The sequence below is a fragment of the Sulfitobacter guttiformis genome (genome assembly GCF_003610455.1).
GTDB classification, from domain to species: Bacteria; Pseudomonadota; Alphaproteobacteria; order Rhodobacterales; family Rhodobacteraceae; genus Sulfitobacter; species Sulfitobacter guttiformis.
Genome location: NZ_RAQK01000001.1, coordinates 2,542,640 through 2,563,513, shown reverse-complemented (window position 1 = coordinate 2,563,513; position 20,874 = coordinate 2,542,640). Strand labels below are relative to the sequence as shown.

Sequence of the window (20,874 nt, the reverse complement as noted above, 5' to 3'; positions counted from 1 at the left end):
CAAGATAGTGGTCCCCGCATTGGGAACTCCTGACGTAACCTGAGCAAATTCGCTGCCTGTTTCAGAGGCAGCGTTTGAAGTGCTCGACACTCTGCGTCGGCGGCGGCGTAATTTCCCTGCGGGGCGGATGTTGTCTTTCATGGGCAAACACAACAGGTAGCATTTATTCTCGTGGATGGCTGGGTCTGTTCGTATAAATTGTTGCGCGATGGCTCTCGGCAGATCGTCGATTTCCAGATACCGGGCAATTTTTTGGGCTGAGGTCAGTCCTCTTCCGCACCGCCGACCACAGCGTCGCGCCAATTACGGCGACCAAGACCTTGGAAGTGCTGGAAAGCAACCTCATGTAAGCGTTTTCTAAGACCCCGCGTCTGGCCACAGTTGTGCTATGGGCCGCTTCTCGCGACGAGGCGATGGTGGTATAGCATCTGGTCGGCATTGGTAGGCGAGACGCACGTGAAAGGGCGGCACATCTCCTGCTCGAACTCAGCGCTCGGCTGACCCTTGTAGACTGGGAACCCGCGACGGCTTCGCCTGTCCGCTCACTCGATATCACCTCGCGGATGCGCTCGGCCTCAGCGCTGTGCACGTCAATCGGGTGCTTCGTGAGTTGCTTGAGGATGGGTTGGAAACCTTCCAGACGGGCCAGGTGACGATCCTGATTTTGAAAAGCTGGCCGAACTTGCGGAGTTCGACAGCGCATGTCTGGATCAGGAGGGTCCGCTGCTAAAGTAGGACCTGTAAGGCTACAGCCCGGGCAAGGCACGTGGCGTTGATCTTGCGACCGGTGTCGTCCTTCGCGAAGCGAGACTGATGTTCAGCGACTGCGTCCCTTCGAACACCTCCACAAAGGTGCGGTGAAAGCCTTCTCACCCCTTCATGGAAGTCAGCATCATGATCCCATCCTACAGCCCGCTTAACTTGCGGCTCCATGCGTGGCGTCAGAGATGTAGTGACGCGCCATCCGCGCCTCGAACGCCGCGTCCACCGGAACGGAAGGGTCATAGGTTGGGCTGTCCATGACAGTTTTCCGATCAACATCCAGATTGACCAAACGCTCTGCCCATGACACGTCCTTGGCAGAGCGTGGCGAAATCAGGACATGTTTGCCCGGCCACCAGTTCTTTGTATCCACGGTCAGGAAATGGATCGTCCAATCGGTATCGTCGATCAAAAACCCCTCGACATGACCGATAGAGCCATCGGTGGCCTGAAGGTTATAGCCGGTCACGGCATCGATGCTGCGCAGATGGGGCTCATCGCCCTCATGCCGCTTGGCGTCAAGCGCGTCCTGACGCAGCTGTGAATTGGCGTAATGCGTCTCTGACATGCCCGCGGTCCAGCCGCCATAACCCCCCATGTAAAAGCCGTTTCCCCAATAGGGGCTCAGGTTATAGTAGCTATACATGCGTTCTTCGTGCTGCCGCGACATGGGTTTATGCGTGTCGATGGCAGGGCTCTCCTTGACCGATGCCATTGTCAAGCGAACTGGAAAACTGCGGGCAGACGTATCCGGGTGACCCAGAACCGAAACCGGCAGCAGCACCTTGCGCTCGGACAACCAGTTGCCAGTATCAACGACGATCCAGCGGAGCGTCCAGCTTTCGTCATCGAAAAGTAAATCCGTCATGGTGCCGACGTTGCCGTCGGTCGCTGCGATCGTGAAACCCTTGAGAGTTGAAGCCTCTATTAGCATCGGATGTTTTCCTTTTATCTGACCAAGTTTGGCGTGCTTACGGCCGCCGCCGGTTTTGCGTCACAGGGTTAGTCGCGTAAGGCGGGTTCGGAACTTGCACACTGCAAACGTTTTTTCGGTAGCCTAATGTCATGGCCTTGCGATCAAGGCCGATGACTCTGGATTATAGTTGCGTACTGCGGTGCGCCGCGCACTGATCCGTGTTAGTTCGCCCTGTGTTGCGATGGCTTATGATTGGCGATGTCGGTGGCCTTGGACCATCCTCCTAATAGATAGGAATGCAATGAACCGGATCGTATATATCGTCGGCCTCGTGGTCATCGTCTTGGTCATTTTGGGCTTTTTTGGCCTGCGCTGAGCGTAGAGCCGCTACAAAGCAGTCGGGGCGGATTGAGTTGGGGATGCCTTTACGGGCCCGTTTCCCATCGCAATTACTGGTGCTTCATCCTTCATCTATCGGCCAAAAAGAGAGATATCTCCCATGAGTACACTTCTGATTATCATTGTCCTGCTGTTGGTGTTCGGCGGCGGCGGCGGTTACTACGGCTACAACCGCTATGGCTCGCGTGGCCTCGGCGGCGTCCTCGGCCTTGTGATCGTTATCTTCATCGTCCTTTGGTTTTTGGGTGTGCTCGTTTAATGCGCCCAAGGTTGGCTGCCGGACCCGTTTGATGGATCGGACAATGCCGGATCCTTGGCATCCCAATCAGGTTCGCCAGAACTATCGTTGCTGGTAACCTGATCTGGATCAGTACACGGATTGCATAAGCGACTTACGGTCCGGGGCAGAATGGTGGCATTTCGAATACTTCCCACCTCAGAGGATTCAAATTTTCCACTGCCTCGCTGGCCCATCAGCAAGAGCAACGAAAGAGGAAAGCGTGAAGATCATGTGACGGGGCCGATCACGATACTTTTTCTGAATTAAGGACTGTCCATGATAGATGATGGCGATGAAGCAACTCTCGCCAACATATCGGCTGTTGGCTGGAAGGACGTGGCCTTTCGCGTCAAGGACCAAGTCGCAAAGGACCGCGTGGGCCTGCTTGCCGCTGGAGTGGCATTTTATGGTATCCTGGCCCTTTTCCCGGCCATCACCGCAATCATCGCCATCAGTGGCATATTGATCGAGCCGAGCCGGATCGTCGCACAACTCAACAGTTTTTCGGCGTTAATGCCAGAAGAAGTGATCACCATCATAACCAAGCAGGCCACAGCGGTCGCTGGTGCCCGCCAGGGCGGGCTGGGATTTACCGCCATCCTTGGCCTGCTAATTGCCTTATACTCAGCGTCCAAGGGCACTGCGAGCCTGATGCAGGGGCTCAATGTCGCCTATGACGAAGAAGATTCACGTGGATTCTTCAAGCGGATGCTGGTGACTTTCGCTCTGACACTAATGCTGATCGCTGGGCTGATCTGCGGGCTTACCGCGACCTTGGCTGTGCCGGTCGTTCTGGGTTTTGTGGATATGGGGCCTGTCGTCGCGATACTGATCAACGCCACACTATGGATCGGGTTGATTGCGCTGACGATTGTGGGCCTATCTGTTCTTTATCGTTTTGCACCTTCGCGCGAAACGCCGGAGTGGAAGTGGACTTCGGTCGGCGCGGTTGTAGGGTGCCTCGTCTGGATTGTGGCCTCGGCCAGCTTTGCGTTCTTTGTCAGCAAATTCAGTTACTATAACCAGAGTTTCGGCGCCTTGGCTGGCGTCGTCGTGCTGCTGATGTGGTTCTGGATTTCAGCCTATATTATCCTCATGGGAGCGGAATTGAACGCCGAGCTTGAGGCGCAGGCCCGTGCCGTCGGGGCTGACGACGAGACTGGTCCGCGTGGCACCGCAAAAGCCGACAAGCCGAGTGCGGTAGCAGACACATGACACTCCAATCAATTTTCATATCAAGAGAGAGATTTTATGTGCTGGAGCGGTGAAGCGTCGGCTGTATTGGCCGCTGTAGGTATAGGTACAACTGTTTACGCAGCATACAAAAAGGAACCGGCACCGTTATGGATGGCCTTGGGCTATTTCTCGTCTATGGAGCTTTTGCAAGCCTTTACCTACTCGGTCATTGATCAATGTTCACTGCCCTCAAATCAAATCGCCACCCTGCTGAGCTATCTGCACATCGTGTTCCAGCCCTTCTTTATCAATATGTTGGCTATGTATTTTATACCGCATTCCGTGCGCGCGAAAATTCAGTGGCCGGTTTATGCAGTCTGTTTTGTTTCAGCCATCATCATGCTTCTGCAGCTTTATCCGTTCGAATGGGCGGGGTCATGTCCACTGGGAGAAGTCATGTGTGCTGAGCGAATGTGCTCAGTGTCCGGAGACTGGCATATCGCCTGGGAAGTGCCGACAAACGGTATGCTGAACTTCATAACTGTCGATACGTGGGCATCCTTCCTGACCGCGTATCCCAGTTATTTCGTCGCTGCCTTTTTGATGCCCCTTCTCTACGGGTCCTGGCGGATAACGGTGTACCACTTCCTGATTGGCCCACGCTTGGCGATGTTGCTGACAAACAACCCTAATGAAGTGGCCGCGATATGGTGCCTGCTGTCAATTGGCATCCTCCTGCTTGTTGTCAAAACACCGATAAGGCAGTTCATGTTTGTGAAGTCCTGGTGGCTCTGGCCAAAACAGAACGTCTGAAAGCAAACCGATTTATGATCGGCTATTCTTTGCCGGGAAGAGAAAAGGCTGAACGGCCGCGCCCCGCAGTCCTCGACTGCAAGGGAAAGCTCCTTAAAATTACGAGCGCGGACTAACCTGCGTCTGTGCGCGCGAGCTGGGAAACCAGCAAGGTGCAACATGATCATCGGGACACTTCGCTTGTGGGTTCGATTAATCTCACCTGAAGTCGGCGTCAAAGATCTCTTCGTATCCGCCTTGAACAGTGGACCGTCACAACGCCCCCGCCCTCAAACTTTTGGGCCGGGACGTCTTCTTATATAGCCAATACCGGCGCACTCACAGGGGTTCCTATGTCAAAGTTTTTCAATACCAGTAATCGTCTCTCCGCGCTTGGAAATTTCGGAACCGACCCCGGCTCGCTGAGCGCGGACATTTATATTCCGAAGAACTTCCCGAAGAACGGCCCGCTTGTCGTCGTGCTGCATGGCAGTACCCAGTCGGCGGAAAGCTATGATCTCGGATCAGGCTGGTCCACTCTCGCCGACGAGTGCGGCATAGCGCTCCTGTTCCCGGGGCAAAGACTGGCCAACAGCCTCATCGGGAGCTTCAACTGGTTCGAGACCGGCGACAGCCAACGTGACGGTGGCGAGCCGCTGTCTATTCGTCATATGATAAAACAGGTCGTTGACGATCACGACATCGACCCCGCGCGCATCTTCATCACAGGGATGTCCTCGGGTGGTGCCATGACATCCGTGATGCTGGCGACCTATCCAGAAGTGTTCGCGGGAGGGGCGATCATCGCAGGTCTTCCGTATGGGACCGCAAACAACATGATGGAGGCGATCATTCGCATGCATGGCTTCGGCAGCCCGTCGGACAAACAGCTAGACGCACTTGTGCGCGGAGCCTCGGAATTCTCTGGCCCATGGCCGACGATCTCGGTCTGGCATGGTGGCATCGATGAAACCGTGGACAATATCAACGCCAATTCGATCGTCGGTCAGTGGCAGAAGATCCACAAGGTCGAGGGCCCGCCGACACGCGTCGAAACAGTCGACGACTACCCTCGCGAAGTCTGGTGCGACGCAGGCGGGCGGGTAGTGATCGAGCAATACATCATCGGGGACATGGGGCACGGCACGCCGATCAGTGCTGACGGCGACGAGGGCTTGGGGGAAGCAGGCAAATATATGCTGGAAGTCGGCATTTCCTCGACCCGCCACATCGCGGATTTCTGGGGTCTGACGGGCACCCGCGAAGCGAACGGCGCAAAGCCGAAAACTGCAGCGTAGATCGGCGGGTATGTTGGTCCGAGCATAGCTGATCAGCAGCGTCTTATCAGCGGCAATTCATGCAAGACGCACTGCGAGGTAACGCGTATCTTTCTCCGCCCGGAATCCAGACCGCAATAATGCGCAGCCCTGTAAGTCTCGTTCGGGTGCACTTCGCGTGCAAAATTAGCAACGAAACGCTCCGTTTCAGGGCTTCTTCCCGCTGTTCTCCTGTAAATCCAAAAGAGTTTTGCGGTCAAAAGCAGGAACTGTCGCCCCCCCGCTTTCATGCATCACCTGTTCAAGCAACTCGGACACGGCGACACTGGCGGCCAGCGGAAAGGACTTTTCCAACTTCGCGAGCGTTTCAGCAAGCTGGGCGACGACATCTGTGTCGGTCATCCCGTATCGTGCGATCGCCGCGAAGGACCGGCAGGTGACATCTCCAAGATCAAAGACTTCGGTCAAGACGCGCAACTGGCCGCCCTCGTCGAGCCGCATTGGGGAAGGAATTTCCCTGTCGGCCAATCGGCCAAAAACTTGTCCCAGCCGGTCGATACAGTAAAGCGCGGTGGTAGGGTCGTTGATGCCGGGTGAAAGGGAGCGTTGCGCCAGTTCCACGATGCGGCGGATGGCGAACTCCAGATCCTGATAGGATGTCCGATCCCGTCCAATGACGACCGCACCGCGCAGATCCTCGTCAATTTCGTCAGAGACCCTTGCCTTCGGATAGGCTGTAATCACGCACGTGCCTTGTGTGACGAACACGCCGGGGCGTGCTGCAATCGACAGAACAAGATCATTCTCAGAGGCGAGCCGCATCAGCACGTCACTGCCGATACTCTGGACGTATCCATCTGAATCGGCAGCGATTTGCCTGCTGTCATCCTCGAATTCGTAAGTAAGAGTTTGCCCGGCCGCTTTGTCTGCCGGCCCTTGGCCAAGTCGCTCGGGAAAGACCTGATCGACGGCGGCGCAGCCCTCGACTGCTAGCTTTTCCAGCAGTGTTTCGACCCGGATCGACGTTGCGATATGATGGATAAAGTAGAGCAGGACAGCGACACTTGCTGCGGCCATCAACACACCAAACGCAACCGCCAGATGGGGGACGAAGCTGGAGAAGCTGGCTCCCTCCGTGCCCCGCACCGACCTCAGCACGAACAGGCAATATAGAAAGGTCGCGATGAACGTTCCCAGTACGATCTGGTTGCTGCGATCCCGCATGAAGTTGCCAAGCGTTCGCGGACCGAACTGCGAGGAGGCAAGCTGCAACGACAGCATCGTGATCGAAAAGATCAGGCTGGCCACCGTGATCATCGAACTCGCGATCACCGACAGCGTCGCACGGGCCCCTTCGGGCCCGAAGGTGAAGAGAGCGCCTGGCCTGTCCGACTGGGCCACATCCAGCAGACCATCGACCTCGATGAGCACAAAAGAAAGAGCGATAGCCGACAAGGCCATGGCTGCGGGCACAAACCAGAAGCTGGAGTTGAGCCGTCCCCAGAGCGCTGTGACGCGGGTTATCGAAAATGAGGCCGCCATGACCTTCTCCTTATTTTAATACAATCTACCGGTGCCGACAGAGCAGCCGGTTTCCGATGGGTTGCTTGCTTTGTCCTCGGGCCGAGCGCTTTGGACCGCGAACACCATTTATGGTGGTCATTGCATCAGTCGTATAATCACGGCGCGCAGGCTGAGCCCCTCAACAATTCCTTTCTGCGTCATCACAGCGTCTAGCCACAGCACAAGGTTGGCGATCCCGGCATCTTGAAAGGGCAGCCCATCCCTCGGCGCATCTGGTCCATTCCTCTGAGAAGTATCACGCGGGCCAAGCGCGGCGCTGATATCGATCATGCCGCACTGCTCAAATTATCTGTGGAGATGCCCTCGACCGCAGCAAATTGGAGCTACAGATGACGGACCTTACGAGAATCGATTTGACGCGGCGCGACCAATTTGGTCACGGCGTCGATTTCTGCGTCGACGGTGGGCCATTTGGGCAGGGCTAATCTCGATCAGCACCATCTCACTTATCCTGTGGTAGGTTTCTTGGACGTTTGGTGCCACACTCAGCCTGAACGCCATCATGGAGAATTCCCGTAGGTCCATCGCTGCCGTGCCTCATCCGGTCAGATATGCGTCCAAGGCCGTTCGGGCACTGACCGGGGATATTTCTCTATGATCCTGTCCTAACGCCCCCCGCCTGGCGCCCTACCCGCTTGGCGGGGGGAATCATTCGGTAAGACAACAAATCAGAGGAACATCCATGACCCAAGATAAAACCCCGAAATCCGACACCTCAAAACACGGTCTTGGTGCCGAAGGTACCATATCCCAGGCTGGTCGTTCCGGTGGCCGTCTGCCACGAGACATCGGCACGCAGGATGAACTGAAGCGGGCCAACGAACGCCCCGCCGGCAAAACTCGCGTCAACAAAGCCGACGAGAAAGAAGGGCTGTCGGAGTAACTGGGAGGGCGTAACGCGTCAGCCAGCCGGGGAGCATCGCTTCTTTCTGGCGGCTGAACCGATGGGGCCTGATCCTGAGGTACACTTGGAACAGCACCCGATTACGAAATGCGTCTTTGGCGAAGACCCCGCACGAAAGCTGTTAACCTGACCACCCCGCAAATCCTGATCTTTTCCATTCTCATTGCCATGATGGCGCTGTTCCTGTGGGGGCGGTTTCGCCATGACGTCGTCGCGTTAGCGGCTCTTTTGGTCTGCGTCATCTCAGGGTTGATTCCGTCAGGAGCAGCCTTCGCAGGCTTCGGACATCCGGCAGTGATTACGGTGGCCTGTGTGCTGGTGCTCAGTCAGGGGCTGCGCACCACCGGTGCCGTGGATTGGCTGGCGCGCAGCATCCTGCCGCGCGATGGCGGACGGATCACAACCCTGTTGGCGCTGATCGGGCTGGGTGCTGCTCTGTCGGGCTTCATGAACAACGTGGGCGCTATGGCGCTTTTGATGCCAATCGCAGTGCAGCTGTCGGACCGGCTGGATCTGATGCCCGGACAGATCCTGATGCCGCTCGCCTTCGGCACGATTTTGGGTGGCATGACTACGCTGGTGGGCACGCCACCCAACCTGATCGTTTCGGGCTTCAGGGAAGAGGCGGGGCTTGGTCAATTCGCCATGTTCGACTTTGCCCCTGTGGGAATCGCTGTTGCAACCTTGGGCGTTCTCTTTGTGTCACTCATCGGCTGGCGCTTGGTGCCCGCGCGCAAATCTGCCGCTGGCGCCAGTTTTGACACTGGCACCTATCTGACCGAGGTGCGCGTTCCTACAAAAGGCAAGGCTGTCGGGATGACAATGCGGGGCTTCGAGGACGAGATCAAGGACAGTGGCGCACAGATTGTCGGTCTGGTGCGCAATGAGGTGCGCATAACCGCGCCGCATGGTTCGCGCCAAATCCACGCGGGTGATGTTTTGGTGCTGCAAGCCGATGTAGACGCACTCGCCGAGGCGCTGTCAGTGTTCGGCATCGAGCTTGAGGCGCAGAAAACTGCCTCGGATAGTAAAGACGACAAGGCAGACGATGCGTCCGAAAAGACATCGAAAGCGGCAAAGGCGGAAACCGCAATCAAAAAGGCTGGCAAGATCGAGGATGCCGATGAGAGTGATGAGCGTGACGAGGATATCATCCTACGAGAGCTTGCCATTCTGCCAGGTGCTACCATTGTCGGACGTTCTGCGATCGATCTGCGGTTACGCACGCGCTATGGGCTCAATCTGCTTGCCGTGTCGCGCGAAGGACGCCAGCCACAGGCGCGGCTTCGCAAGCTAAAGCTGAAGTCCGGCGACCTGCTGCTGATGCAGGGTCCGGCAGAGATGATGGCCGAATTCATCAACGATACGGGTTGCGTGCCGCTGGGTGAGCGTGAGTTGCGCATCCCCGACAAACGTATGGCGATAGTTGCAGGCGCGATCATGCTGGGTGCGATCGGCATTGTAACGTTGGGCCTGCTGCCGGCCCCTGTGGGCTTTGCTCTTGGGGTGCTGGCCTCGATGCTGTTGCGCACGGTCCCTCTGCGAAAAATCTATACAACGATTGATTGGCCCATCATCGTTCTGCTGGCTGCGTTGATCCCGGTTGCGGGCGCTATGCAGTCGACTGGCGCCGCCGATCTGCTGGCGCGGTTTCTGGTCGGGACCATTGCGCAAGGTAACCCCATCGCCGCGTTGGCAGTGGTCTTGATCACCACAATGTTCCTGTCGGACGTGATGAACAATGCCGCCACTGCGGCCATCCTCTGCCCCATCGCCCTGGGCATTGCCGCCACTCTTGGCGTCAATCCGGACAGCTTCTTGATGGCAGTAGCGATTGGCGCATCATGCGCTTTTCTTACGCCTATCGGACATCAGAACAACACGCTGATCCTTGGCCCCGGCGGCTTCCGGTTCGGTGATTACTGGCGGCTGGGACTTCTGGTCGAGGTTATCGTGGTCGCCGTCAGTATGCCCCTGTTATTAATCTTCTGGCCGCTCTGAATCCGCATGAGAAGAGCTAAGACAATCTTCCTATCGCATCGGGAATGCGCCAGCACGCCTGCAACGTTGTATGCTGGACCATGGAGACTGAACTGTCCAAGAACGGACGTCTGCTGAATGGCATGATAGTCAAGCTCAGCCGCGGATCGCTTCCCGCCTCGGCACTCATTCGGTGTGGTTAGTGTCCGATTCCGGCAAATGAACCAATCTTGATGGGATATATTAGTCCTGAGGCAGCACCGGAATTTCGAAACGAAATATCGTTGCTGACTTGCTGGATATAGCCTCGACAACTCCGCCATGCGCCTTCGCAATTTGCGATGTGATATAGAGGTCCAGTCCGAGGCCTTGCAGTGAGCCAAACCCCTCAGACCGTGAAAACGGCTCGAATAAGTTGGGGATTTTATCTATCGGGATGGGTTTGCCGGAATTGGTCACCGACAGGACAAACTGCCCGTCAGACTTCTCAGACCTCACGAAGATCGGTTGGCTTTTTGATCCGTGTGTCACCGCATTGGCCAGCAGATTGGACAGCAGCTCCTCGGGGCGTATGGGGTCGCATTTAACATTACCGTCAAAGGTGTAAAGAAACTCAATCTTTCGACCGGGATGAGTAAGCCGGATTTTGTCGATGACACGTTCAAATCGCGCCTCAAGGTCGTCATGCAGATCGAGATCGACGTGGATGCCATCCCCCAGTGGGGCGCGGGCAAAGTCCATCGTCGCATCAATGAGCTTAGCGATGCGTTCCGCGCTTCCCCCTATAGATGCAAACATCTCAGCAACCTTTTCGTTATAAGATTCCCGTGCGGTGATGCGCACGGTCGAGCCAATAGCCGCCAAAGGATTGCGAAGATCATGGCTGAGAATAATGGCGACGAACTGCTCTCTCAAGGCCGCCTCGTCTTCGCTCGATGTCAGCGCCTGCGCGTTGTCCTTGTCTTGAGTGACATCACGCCCACTGTCCAGGAAACAGGAGCGCAATCCCGCATTCCTCAGCAAGTGTCGACCAACCCGATCCGATATCATAGCTATCTGCCTATTGGGTGCTGCCATGCAGCACAACAACAAGCGGGCCGTTATTCGGGAGGTTCTGCGGAACACATATATCCGCACTCAATGATCCGGGGTTCGTTCCGAAATTACTCAGCGCAGTGAGGCGCCAAATGGTATCCTAAGACATGAGCGTGAAAAATCCTGACGTGTTAAATTTCCACAGGAATATGCATATAGTGGCAGCCAACCCTGATTTCGTTCAGTTTTGCACGAATTAATTTTAGTTCCTGACAGCGCCGCCGAAGCGCTGCGAAATGCAATCCGTCCGATGCATGGCCCCTATTCTCCACCGAGACTGCCTTCCGGTGAAGAGATGAAAACGAAAGCTAAATCCTGAATTGTGTGAGTTCGCTGCTTGCGAGATTTTGCGCTTGCAGAGCATGGCGCGTCTGACGGGCTGCGCGGCAGCATTGAGACACTTAGCCGGATGTCTCCTTTGGGCCGGGAGCGGCGGCCCTACATATCTGCATAAAGGGTGGATTCCGGACCTTCGCTGCGTTTCGCAACGAGGTTCGCTAAGCGGGACAAAGTGTGAATTCGGTGCCCTTGCGCCAATGTCTGCTTTTTGGATGTTGACTCGGCTTAGTTCGACCAAGCGTTCTTACACTGCGATGGATTAAAGCACAGGTCAGTTTGTCAGGCCGAACGGCATACAGGCAAGTCTACCGTGTCTTACGTTCTGTCTTTCCTCGGATACTCTAGATTGTTGGTGATCAAAACACGAGCGGCGGTAACATCGATCAAGACTTCTTTCGCGTCTCACTATTGATCGGATAGCCGCTTGCCGGGCGTTTGATCTGTTGAACCAGCATCCGGTCGAGCCAAAGGTCACGCGTTGTACGGAACTGCTCGATACCGATCGACATCTCCTCGTAGCCCGCTTTTGGCTGCGCCTTGTAGGTGCCAAGCAACCTGTGCCACAGAGGCCGGCTGAAGCCAAAATTGCTGTTAGTCTCCTCTTGTATGTTCGAATAATGGACGCGGTGCATATCTGGCGTGACCACAATCAAGCGGAGGAAACGGTCCACAAGTATCGGAAACCGGATATTAGGGTGGTTGAACATCGAAGTTGCGTTCAACAGGATATCGAAGATTAGCACTGCCACAACAGTTCGGGCCCAAAGCCATAAATGCAACCAGCTTGATCCCAATCGACAGCAAAATTTCAACCAGATGAAATCGCAAGCCCGTGGTAACATCAAGCTCGAGGTCAGCGTGGTGCATCCGGTGCAATCGCCACAACACGGGCACCGCATGGAAAATGACGTGCTGCAGATAAATAACCAGATCAAGCACGACGATCGAGACAAGAACCACAACCCACCCCGGCGCTTCGATGACATTTAACAGCCCCCAGCCGCGGTCCTGAGCATGCACAGCCAATCCAACCGCAAGGATCGGGGAACTCAATCGCAGCGCAATAGTATCAATTACAACGAGGCCCAGATTGTTCGTCCAGCGGATCACCGGCGGAATCTCTTCTCTGCGTAGGAGAGTTGCGAGTTCCCGTAGCGCTATAGCCACCAAAACACCAAGAAACACGATGAGGCGAAGGTGCAGTTCAGTGGCAAGAAGGGCTCCTGTAATCAGTTCTGTTGGAGCTTTCGTGTTGCGGTTCGCACGGCGCGCACGTCAGGTAACGGTGAACTGGCCCATCATACCAGCATCTTCATGCTCGAGGATGTGGCAGTGAAACATGAACGGTGTCTTGCGGCTTGCGGGCTGGTCGAACCTGGCGAGGATCTCGGCCTCGCCAGACACCAGTACGGTATCTTTCCAGCCGGTATTCTCGGGTCGCGGAGGGCCGCCGTTCTCGGTCACGACCCTAAACCGCACACCATGGACGTGGAACGGATGCGCGACCATGGTGCTGCGGATTTGCCAGCGTTCCACGGTTCCTCGGGCGACCTCAAAATCGATCCGGTCCATCTCGTAGGGGTGCCCGTTGATGGCAAAGCCACCGCCGCCCATCATCATGCCGCCCATGCCCATGTCGAGCGAGACCTGCCTGGTGGTTGCAATCTCGGCACCCGACAGGTCCTCGGGTGCACCGTCCAGTTGTTCTGGCAGGCGAGTAATCCGCGTCGCGAGCGTCGTGTCAGTCTCGAACTGCAAGACGCCGTAGGCCTGACCCGGATCACTCATCAAAACCGGCTCATTACCGCCCGAGAAATCCACAAGGATCTCAGCCCTCTCGCCGGGTGCAAGGCGCAACGTGTCGAGATCAACAGGCGTGGGAAGGAAGCCGCCATCTGTTGCCACGAGGTGCATCGCGCGCAGGTCGTCGAAAAAGAGCGTGTAAATTCGGGCGTTAGAGCCATTGAGCAGGCGTAGCCGTACGATCCCCTGCGGCACGACCGCTGTCGCGCCGGCCTGACCATTGACCAGCATACGGTTTCCGGCAAACCCATGCATTATATCCATCATGGAAGGGTCATAGACCATGCGTCCGGAGGCATCAAACCGACGATCCTGCAAGACCAGTGTTAGATCGTCGACGCCATAAGTGGACGGCAGGCCGCGCGCATCGTCCTGCCCGTCCGTCACGTGGATGACGCCGGCCAGTCCGAAATAGACCTGTTCTGCAGTGCGCTCGTGGATATGTGAGTGATACCAGATGGTTGCCGGATCCTGTGCAATTGTCATCTCGGGCTGCCATGTGCCACCGGGTGCAATCGCAAGATGGGGACTACCGTCATGCTCTCCCGGGGTCAGAAGGCCGTGCCAATGCGTGCTGATGGGCTCGTCGAGAGTATTCTTCACCTCGGCCGCCAGATCGCCGTTTTGCATCAGGATGGTCGGGCCCAGATACCCCTGACTGTAGCCCGCCGTCGGTGTGGCAGGCCCACCGAAAAAGCTGCTGCTGCCCGACGTCGTCGTCAGGGACAGCCGCCTCGTCGCCCGCGTATCAAGAACAGGCGGCATGGCGAGACGCGTTTGCGGAGCTTTTCCCTGCGCAAACGCACGTCGGACCGGCGTTTGTGAAAGCGCGCCAGCGGTCAGGATCGCTGCCGAGGTCGAGGTTAGGAAATGGCGTCTTTTCATGTTGATCTCTCAAGGGTTGGGATGAAGCACCGCCATGGTCCCGCGCGTCCTGCAAGGGCAGGACGCATCATGTATCATTCAGCCAGAAGCTTCTTGCGTTCAGTGAATTCGGTAGAATCGATCTCACCCTTGGCATAGCGTTCCTTCAGATGCGACAAGGCGCGATCGTGCGCAGCGTGATTGTTTACGGCGGGACCGACCGCACCAGACAGGCGCAGGAGATATATGATCCCGGCAACGATCCCGACCACGATCAGGATCATGAAGATCGGCCCAAGCATCATTCCAAACCCTCCCCATTGGCTACTCCCCCACATCATGTCATGTCCATGATCGTAAAAGCTGTTTCGACCCGGGATTTCCCCGACCTGTGCCACCGCCGACGTCGCGGCGACGCAGAGCGCACCCGCCATGCTCGGGACAATCGCCTTGTTCCTGAATTCCATCCTGTAACTCCTTTTGCGCAGCATCAACTGCGGCCCCTTGTTCTGTTTGATTATATGAGCAAAACAGCGCGCAGACCTTGATCTGTATCAGGACGGCAGTGATAAAGTGCTATAGCATGCAGTTCAGATACACAGGCGCGGATCGCGCGACGGCTCCACTGGAATGGCCGCGCAAGTCTCATTTCGATGCAGCCTTTCCAAGTCAGCGCATTCCACACCCACCAATAAGGATGTCATTTCAGTGAGCTACACAATCAATCGCATGTTCAAAGACTCCACTTTCGACAACATTGACGCCCGCACCCGCCAAGCCCTTGCGGACCATGGCTTCGGCGTACTGACCGGGATCGACGTCAAAAAGACGATGAAGAAGAAGCTCGATGTCGAGATGCCGGCCTATCGAATTCTCGGTGCCTGCAACCCGAAGATGGCGTATCAGGCGATCGGGATCGAGCCGCGGGTCGGTGCGATGCTTCCCTGCAACGTCATCCTGCGCGAAGTTGAGGGCGGCGTTGAGGTCAGTGCCGTCGACCCGGTGGCGTCGATGCAGGCGATAGAAAACGCTGAACTGACGGCCGTCGCGGGCGAGGTGCGTGACCTTCTGGTTAAGGCCGTAAAGGCGATCTGAGATGAGTCTGCGCGCGGCGATCCTTGCAGGGTTGGCGATCCTCGGGATCGCCCTGTTCGGTGTGTGGCAGTTCGCGCCATCATTGTTCACCGAGGCACGTGGGCTGCTGGACGCCGAGCGTCTCGAAATGCTGGTGGCGCGCGCAGGCATTTGGGGGCCCGTCGTGATCGTCGCGCTTATGACCGTCGCGGTCGTGGCCAGCCCGGTCCCGAGCGCGCCGATCGCGCTGGCGGCTGGGGCAGCCTACGGAAATATTTGGGGGACGGTGCAGGTCGTGATCGGTGCCGAGCTCGGGGCGCTGATCGCGTTCGGCTTGGCGCGAATTCTGGGGCATGATGTCTTGCGACGGGTGTTTGGTGATCGGGTCGATGCCGGTCTGCTCGGGTCGCAAACCGCATTGACGGCGACAGTCTTGGCCAGCCGCCTAATGCCATTCGTATCATTCGACATAATCAGCTACGCGGCGGGGCTTAGCAAAATTAACTCTTGGCGCTTCGCACTTGCAACACTGGTTGGCATCATTCCAGCAAGCTTCCTGCTCGCCCATTTCGGTAGCGAGGCGGTCAGCGGAGATCTCGGACGGGCGACATGGGCGGTGCTCGGCCTCGGGCTTGTGACCGGTTTGCCGCTGCTCTGGGTGGCGCTGCGGAAACAGCCAGAAAAGGGAACTCCCGACCACCAAAGGAAATGACTTGAGCTTCCAGTCCTTGGAGCCATCGTATTACGATAGAATCAGAAAGGTTCGCACACCATGAACCACGATCACCATCACACTGCGTCCGAAATACCGACAGGAACCGAGGCGGCGAAGGACCCGGTTTGCGGGATGGAGGTCGCTGTCAAGCCCGAGGGGCGACACGCGGATTTTGAAGGCGAGACTTTCCATTTTTGCTCTGAAAAATGTCAAACCAAGTTCAAGGCTGACCCTTGGCACTACGCCTCGGATCGGGCCGCAGAACAGACAAAGGCGGCACCCGCCGAAGTCCAGTACACCTGCCCAATGCATCCCGAGATCATCCGCGACGCGCCTGGGGCCTGCCCGATCTGCGGCATGGCGCTTGAGCCGATGCTGCCCTCGGACGAGCCAAGCGAGGAGTTGACCGATTTCACCCGCCGAATGTGGATTTCGGCGGGCGCGGCGGTGCCGCTGATCGTCCTGACGATGGGAGGAATGGTCGGTCTGCCGGTGCGCGACTGGATCGGGCATCAGATGGCGAGCTATCTGGAATTTGTGCTGGCCACGCCAATAGTGCTTTGGGCAGCATGGCCATTTTTCAAGCGGGGCTGGGACTCCGTTGTGAACCGCTCGCCAAACATGTGGACGCTGATCAGCCTTGGTGTTTCCGCAGCCTATCTCTATTCGATCTTCGCCACGTTCCTGCCGGGCCTTTTCCCCGAACAATATCGTATGGGCCAGGGCGTCGGCACATACTTCGAGGCATCGGTGGTGATCGTTGCGCTGGTCTTTGTTGGTCAGGTGCTGGAACTGCGCGCACGCGAACGTACGGGTGACGCGATCCGCGCGCTTCTTGACCTCGCGCCAAAGACCGCGCGGCGGATCCTGCCGGACGGCAATGAATACGACGCGCCGCTCGAAAACATCATGGAGGGTGATCGTCTGCGTGTGCGCCCCGGCGATGCGGTCCCGGTGGATGGAACGGTGATCGAGGGGCGTTCCAGCTTGGACGAAAGTATGCTGACCGGCGAGGCGATGCCCGTCGAGAAAGGCCCAGGCGATGCGGTAACAGGCGCCACAATCAACAAGAACGGTTCTCTGGTAATGGAAGCGGGCAAAGTAGGTGCTGATACCGTCTTGGCGCAGATCGTGACAATGGTGTCGAACGCACGGCGATCTCGTGCCCCGATTCAGGGACTGGCGGACCGGGTCTCAGCTATATTTGTTCCAACGGTAGTGGGGGCCGCGATCTTTGCCTTTGCGATGTGGATGATCTTTGGACCCGAACCCGCACTGGTTTTTGCCATCGCTTCAGCCGTCTCTGTGTTGATCATCGCATGCCCCTGTGCGCTGGGGCTCGCCACGCCGATCTCGATCACCACAGCGGCAGGACGCGGAGCGCAGGCGGGCGTGCTGATCAAGGACGCCGAGGCGTTGGAACGTATGGCGAGCGTCGATACGTTGATCGTAGACAAAACTGGCACGCTGACCATGGGCAAGCCGACGCTGACTGACACAGTAGCGCTGGGGGATATACCCGAAGCAGACCTGCTGTCGCTGGCCGCGGCACTTGAACGCGGGTCCGAGCATCCTCTGGCCGAAGCAATTGTTGAAGGGGCCGAAGCGGCGGGCGCAGCGCGTCAAGATGCATCCGACTTTGAGGCCATCACTGGCAAGGGTGTGCGTGGACAGATCGGCGGACGCGCCGTCGCGCTTGGCAACACCGCAATGATGCAAGAGATGGGGCTGGACACGGGCGCGGCCGAGGCAAAGGCCGATACCCTGCGAACTGAGGGCAAGACAGCGATGTTCATCGCGGTTGATGGGACGCTGGCAGGCATCGTGGCCGTGGCCGACCCGATCAAGGACAGCACTGCGCAGGCGATCAAGAAACTCCATGCGCAAGGGCTGCGCGTCATCATGGCGACTGGCGACAACGAACGCACGGCGCTGGCGGTGGCGGGCAAGCTCGGCATCGACGAGGTGCGTGCGGGCGTCCTGCCGGAAGACAAGAAGGACCTGATCGACCAATTGCGGAGGGATGGTCACAAGATTGCCATGGCAGGTGATGGCGTGAACGACGCACCCGCGCTCGCCGCCGGCGATGTCGGCATTGCCATGGGTACCGGCGCCGATGTGGCGATGGAAAGCGCCGGGATCACCCTTCTTGGCGGCGACCTAATGGGCATCGTGCGGGCGCGCAAGTTGGCACGGGCGACCCTGCGCAACATCAAGCAGAACCTGTTCTTCGCCTTCGCCTACAACACGCTTGGCGTGCCAATTGCAGCGGGGTTGCTTTACCCCGTAACGGGCCTTCTACTCTCACCGATGATCGCGGCGGCCGCTATGAGCCTATCGTCAGTCTCTGTCATCAGTAACGCGCTTCGCCTTCGGCGGGTTGATCTTTAGAGGAGAAGATCTGTGTAAGAGCTAAAGCCGACATTCGCCGCGTTGCTGAATCTTTGCATTTTGGGCTCCTTGCTGCTGTTCTTCGCGCTTGCACACTAAACCATTTTCGAGGTGGGAAGCGACAGTCTGCTGAGCGGACAAAATGGACCTACTTTGAACTGCGCCAATGTCCGGTTCGCACCACCATCAAAATAGACAATTACCATATCATTCAATGGATGCGCCGCCCCCGTCCCAATTCTGAGGGATGGGGGCGCTGTCAGGTCACATCGAGACTTGTTCACGTCGGGCTGTCGACCTGTAAACTCGACCAGCAGTTTGCAGGGGCCGTCCAACCTTCGGGTTAAGCCGCAATTTTACGCTGGGCGGCTAACTCCAAGGGAACCAAGATCAAGAATGTCGAACCTTGGCCAAGCTGGCTTTTGACACTGATTGTACCCTCCATCCGTTCAACCATTCGTTTGACTATAGACATACCAAGACCTGTTCCCCCGTAAGTTCTTGCAGTGACAGACTCTGCTTGTTGGAACTCCTTGAAGATCTTTTCGTGATGCTCCGGCGCGATACCAATGCCTGTGTCGATGACTTTAATGGCAACTTGCCCATAGGAATCTTCACCTATGCTCACAGTGACAGAACCCGTATCCGTAAATTTAATCGCATTCCCGATCAAATTTTGCAGGATGGTTTGAAACGCTGTTCTATCTGCAAAATAGAGATTTTCATCAAGTTGATTTTTGACACTAAGGCTAATTGACTTTGTATCTACCAGTGCTGTGAACTCGCTCAAGATATCACTTGCGAGTTTTCCGATATCCATTTCTTCTTTCACAATCTCGAAGTATCCGGCATCGAGCTTGGCTAAATCAAGGATGTCGTTCACAAAACTCTGTAACTTGTCCGCTGATCGATCAAGTATCGACATAAGACTTTTCAATTGTTTTTCAGATTTCGCCCCCTTCAGCAGTTTAATCGAACCGATGATACCTGTGAGCGGTGTCCTGATTTCGTGACTGACGTGCGCGATATACCCACTCCGGGTTTCCATGATTTCTTGCAGCTCTATACGCGCCTTGTTTTCTTCCAAGGCCGAGGTCCTCGCACTCACGATGTCGTCAACGCAGCGGGCCATGCCTTCAAGGATACCTATTTCATCCTGTGTCCAATTTCGTGGGGATTCATCCATGCAGCAAATTGCCCCGATAACCTTTCCAGCAGTCGTATGGATTGGGCTGCCAAGATAGGAACGCATACCGGTTTTGGATATCAACTCGCTGTTTCGAGTGCGGGCATCTTTAAGCAGATCTGGAATAGCAACCGTCTGCTGACTCACCTGTACATACTGACAAATCGACCCCTCAATTGGTATGTCATGCAAATCTGGATCGTCAAAACAAGACCCTGAATGGGCGGACATATATTGGCGCCCCTCTTGCCTTTCAAGGACCGAGACAAAGGAGACGGCTACACCAAAAACGCGTGTTGCAAGAGTGTTAATGTTCAGGAGGCCCTCGTCCATGCTGCCATGCAGCAATCCAAGAGCTTCAAACGTATATGTCTTAGCCATCGTGCTGCTCCCGATAATTTCTAACTGACGATTCTTGTTAACCAATACTGTTTTAGAACCATGATTTTGGCGAATTTGAGGCTGGACATCACTTTCACCTCGCCGAAATAGAAAGCTGTCAATATTTTGGGCTTGGATAAGCGATGTCTGCGGTTTGTTCGCGCCGCGCTTGCTCAAACACCGCAAGTCTCACAGGCTATCAGCGTCGGTCAGGCATGCGACATGGCATCAACGCAAAGAACTTTAAACTCCGGCAATTTGAAATAGCTCCACAAATCCTCGTCTATAGAACATACCCAAGATCATGCTGAGCACGCCATCGATGTGATTGATCCCAGGCAAGGGAGGTGCCACAGCGCAACTGTTTGTCGCGACGCTCGGCGCCTCAAACTAAACCCATGCCGAAGCGACCTGGACCGAAACCTTACCAGACTGGATCACCAGCAACGTGCGCGCCTTTAACTTCTTCGGGGGGCGGCAAGACCTGGCTCGGCTGCTCATCGGCGCAAGCGGCCTGTCTCGACGGCGTCATCTTGGTCTACAAGAGAATGCCGGGCCTCTTCGAATAGGCGGAGCTGGCTCATGGCCCCTCACGGCAGATTAATTTGCAATCGCCTGCCGGGCAATGGACGGGCGCTTCCCCCGCTTGTTCCGCAGAACCACGAAAGCACCCCTGCTGATCCTCAAGAACTGGGGGCCAGACCGGCTGACCGCCACGCAACGCCGAGATTGCATGGAGACCGTCGAGGGACGCTATGGACGCGGATTAACCATGATTACCAGCCAGCTGCCCATCAAAGCCTGGCATGACGTCATCGGGCAGCCGACCTTCGCAGACGCGATCCTCGATCGCATCGTTTACAACGCTTACCGCCTCGAACTCGAGGGACAGTCCATGCGCAAAACCATTAGCAAAATAGATTACGAAATGCCTCAAACCTGATAATTGAAAAACA

19 protein-coding genes and 1 pseudogene are annotated in these 20,874 nt (G+C 56.5%); 11 read left to right on the top strand and 9 right to left on the bottom strand.

What is annotated here, in order from left to right; all coding sequences use genetic code 11:
• Positions 1-52 precede the first annotated feature (52 nt).
• A pseudogene (locus tag C8N30_RS12475) lies at positions 53-735 on the top strand (Crp/Fnr family transcriptional regulator).
• Positions 736-916: 181 nt separating this feature from the next.
• On the opposite strand, the gene C8N30_RS12470 reads toward C8N30_RS12475, so the two are convergent.
• The gene (locus C8N30_RS12470) at positions 917-1,696 is read right to left on the bottom strand and encodes a PRC-barrel domain-containing protein (RefSeq protein ID WP_025061299.1); all 780 of its coding nucleotides are present in this window, start codon (positions 1,694-1,696) and stop codon (positions 917-919) included.
• A 481-nt stretch (positions 1,697-2,177) separates the two neighbouring features.
• Here C8N30_RS12470 and C8N30_RS12460 point away from each other — a divergent pair, with 481 nt between their 5' ends.
• The 4 genes from C8N30_RS12460 (at position 2,178) to C8N30_RS12445 (ending at position 5,623) form a co-directional block, all read left to right on the top strand.
• Positions 2,178-2,336: a DUF3309 family protein gene (locus C8N30_RS12460; RefSeq protein WP_084273552.1), complete on the top strand. Its 159-nt coding sequence runs from the start codon at positions 2,178-2,180 to the stop codon at positions 2,334-2,336.
• Between the two features lie 297 nt (positions 2,337-2,633).
• Positions 2,634-3,572, top strand: coding sequence for a YihY/virulence factor BrkB family protein (locus C8N30_RS12455; RefSeq protein ID WP_025061298.1), 939 nt, complete (start codon positions 2,634-2,636; stop codon positions 3,570-3,572).
• Between the two features lie 36 nt (positions 3,573-3,608).
• Positions 3,609-4,346 (top strand): DUF5765 domain-containing protein, encoded by a 738-nt coding sequence (locus C8N30_RS12450; RefSeq protein ID WP_025061297.1) that lies wholly within the window; start codon positions 3,609-3,611, stop codon positions 4,344-4,346.
• A 332-nt stretch (positions 4,347-4,678) separates the two neighbouring features.
• A complete protein-coding gene (locus C8N30_RS12445; RefSeq protein WP_025061296.1) occupies positions 4,679-5,623 on the top strand; it encodes an extracellular catalytic domain type 1 short-chain-length polyhydroxyalkanoate depolymerase in 945 nt (314 codons plus the stop codon).
• Positions 5,624-5,809: 186 nt separating this feature from the next.
• Here C8N30_RS12445 and C8N30_RS12440 read toward each other — a convergent pair whose 3' ends face one another.
• Both C8N30_RS12440 and C8N30_RS12435 read right to left on the bottom strand, forming a co-directional pair.
• Positions 5,810-7,144 (bottom strand): DUF2254 domain-containing protein, encoded by a 1,335-nt coding sequence (locus C8N30_RS12440; protein ID WP_025061295.1) that lies wholly within the window; start codon positions 7,142-7,144, stop codon positions 5,810-5,812.
• Positions 7,145-7,261: 117 nt separating this feature from the next.
• On the bottom strand, positions 7,262-7,456 hold the full coding sequence (locus tag C8N30_RS12435; protein ID WP_025061294.1) for a hypothetical protein: 195 nt from the start codon (positions 7,454-7,456) through the stop codon (positions 7,262-7,264).
• 412 nt (positions 7,457-7,868) lie between these two features.
• On the opposite strand from C8N30_RS12435, the gene C8N30_RS12430 reads away from it, so the two are divergent.
• A complete protein-coding gene (locus tag C8N30_RS12430) occupies positions 7,869-8,069 on the top strand; it encodes a hypothetical protein (RefSeq protein WP_025061293.1) in 201 nt (66 codons plus the stop codon).
• A 108-nt stretch (positions 8,070-8,177) separates the two neighbouring features.
• Positions 8,178-10,091 (top strand): SLC13 family permease, encoded by a 1,914-nt coding sequence (locus C8N30_RS12425; RefSeq protein WP_232222782.1) that lies wholly within the window; start codon positions 8,178-8,180, stop codon positions 10,089-10,091.
• Between the two features lie 222 nt (positions 10,092-10,313).
• Here the strand turns inward: C8N30_RS12425 and C8N30_RS12420 are convergent, their stop codons facing one another.
• The 5 genes from C8N30_RS12420 to C8N30_RS12400 form a co-directional block, all read right to left on the bottom strand.
• On the bottom strand, positions 10,314-11,075 hold the full coding sequence (locus C8N30_RS12420; RefSeq protein WP_025061291.1) for a sensor histidine kinase: 762 nt from the start codon (positions 11,073-11,075) through the stop codon (positions 10,314-10,316).
• A gap of 812 nt (positions 11,076-11,887) precedes the next feature.
• Positions 11,888-12,283 carry a sterol desaturase family protein gene (locus tag C8N30_RS19635; RefSeq protein WP_269667553.1) on the bottom strand — a complete coding sequence of 132 codons (396 nt, stop codon included), beginning with the start codon at positions 12,281-12,283 and terminating at the stop codon, positions 11,888-11,890.
• Positions 12,195-12,614 carry a sterol desaturase family protein gene (locus tag C8N30_RS19815; RefSeq protein ID WP_269667552.1) on the bottom strand — a complete coding sequence of 140 codons (420 nt, stop codon included), beginning with the start codon at positions 12,612-12,614 and terminating at the stop codon, positions 12,195-12,197. The genes C8N30_RS19635 and C8N30_RS19815 overlap by 89 nt, the downstream gene beginning before the upstream one ends.
• A 165-nt stretch (positions 12,615-12,779) precedes the next feature.
• Complete coding sequence (locus C8N30_RS12405; RefSeq protein ID WP_025061290.1) at positions 12,780-14,192, bottom strand: multicopper oxidase family protein; 1,413 nt, start codon at positions 14,190-14,192, stop codon at positions 12,780-12,782.
• A gap of 74 nt (positions 14,193-14,266) precedes the next feature.
• Positions 14,267-14,638, bottom strand: coding sequence for an SHOCT domain-containing protein (locus C8N30_RS12400; RefSeq protein WP_025061289.1), 372 nt, complete (start codon positions 14,636-14,638; stop codon positions 14,267-14,269).
• A gap of 241 nt (positions 14,639-14,879) precedes the next feature.
• Here C8N30_RS12400 and C8N30_RS12395 point away from each other — a divergent pair, with 241 nt between their 5' ends.
• From C8N30_RS12395 to C8N30_RS12385, 3 genes are read left to right on the top strand one after another with little or no spacing between them, the layout of a single operon-like run.
• Positions 14,880-15,266 (top strand): DUF302 domain-containing protein, encoded by a 387-nt coding sequence (locus C8N30_RS12395; protein WP_025061288.1) that lies wholly within the window; start codon positions 14,880-14,882, stop codon positions 15,264-15,266.
• A gap of 1 nt (position 15,267) precedes the next feature.
• The gene (locus C8N30_RS12390; RefSeq protein ID WP_025061287.1) at positions 15,268-15,957 is read left to right on the top strand and encodes a TVP38/TMEM64 family protein; all 690 of its coding nucleotides are present in this window, start codon (positions 15,268-15,270) and stop codon (positions 15,955-15,957) included.
• Positions 15,958-16,017: 60 nt separating this feature from the next.
• Positions 16,018-18,351, top strand: a complete 2,334-nt coding sequence (locus C8N30_RS12385; protein ID WP_025061286.1) for a heavy metal translocating P-type ATPase — start codon at positions 16,018-16,020, stop codon at positions 18,349-18,351.
• 343 nt (positions 18,352-18,694) lie between these two features.
• On the opposite strand, the gene C8N30_RS12380 is transcribed toward C8N30_RS12385, so the two are convergent.
• Positions 18,695-20,095 carry a GAF domain-containing sensor histidine kinase gene (locus C8N30_RS12380; RefSeq protein WP_147419696.1) on the bottom strand — a complete coding sequence of 467 codons (1,401 nt, stop codon included), beginning with the start codon at positions 20,093-20,095 and terminating at the stop codon, positions 18,695-18,697.
• Between the two features lie 469 nt (positions 20,096-20,564).
• On the opposite strand from C8N30_RS12380, the gene C8N30_RS19340 reads away from it, so the two are divergent.
• Entirely contained in the window at positions 20,565-20,861 is a 297-nt protein-coding gene (locus C8N30_RS19340) for an ATP-binding protein (protein WP_170151150.1), read from the top strand.
• Positions 20,862-20,874 lie beyond the last annotated feature (13 nt).